The following is a 586-nucleotide window of genomic DNA, read 5'->3' as shown; positions in this document are numbered from 1 at the left end:
GACGGCAACCTGACCTATAACGGTAAAGCTTATGCTCTGAGCGCCGCGCAGCGCGAACAGGCGCAGGATTACCAGGCGGGTCTGCGCAGCAGTCTGCCGTGGATTGATGATGGCGCGCGTTCGCGAGTTGAAAAAGGTCGTAAGGCGTTGGATAAAATCATCACTGAACAGGTTGGCGCCAGCAGCAGTATGCACAGCCGCCTGACCAAGCTGGACGCGCAACTGAAGGAGCAGATGAACCGTATTATCGAACGCCGCAGCGACGGCCTGACTTTCCACTATAAAGCTATTGACCAGGTTCGCGCCGATGGCCAGCAGTTGGTGAATCAGGCGATGGGCGGCATTTTGCAGGACAGCATTAACGAGATGGGCGCGAAAGCGGTGCTCAAAGGCGGCGGCAACCCGCTACAGGGCATTCTCGGCAGCCTTGGCGGCCTGCAAACGGCTATCCAGGATGAGTGGAAAAACCAGGAAGCCGATTTCCAGCAGTTTGGCAAAGATGTCTGCGGCCGGGTGGTCTCATTAGAAGAGAGCCGCAAAGCGCTGGTCAGCTCTTTGAAGTAACTCAGATTTCGCGGCCCGAGTC

At 57.2% G+C, this 586-nt stretch carries 1 protein-coding gene; it reads left to right on the top strand.

Annotation, left to right across the window (positions count from 1 at the left end; translation table 11 throughout):
* A partial coding sequence (locus AACX88_RS17560; RefSeq protein WP_339394140.1) for a DUF2884 family protein occupies window positions 1-564 on the top strand: 564 nt, incomplete at its 5' end.
* Between the last annotated feature and the right edge of the window lie 22 nt (window positions 565-586).

It is taken from the genome of Brevibacterium metallidurans (assembly GCF_037101285.1).
GTDB classification, from domain to species: Bacteria; Actinomycetota; Actinomycetes; order Actinomycetales; family Brevibacteriaceae; genus Brevibacterium; species Brevibacterium metallidurans.
This window is presented reverse-complemented; position numbering and strand designations above follow the sequence as displayed.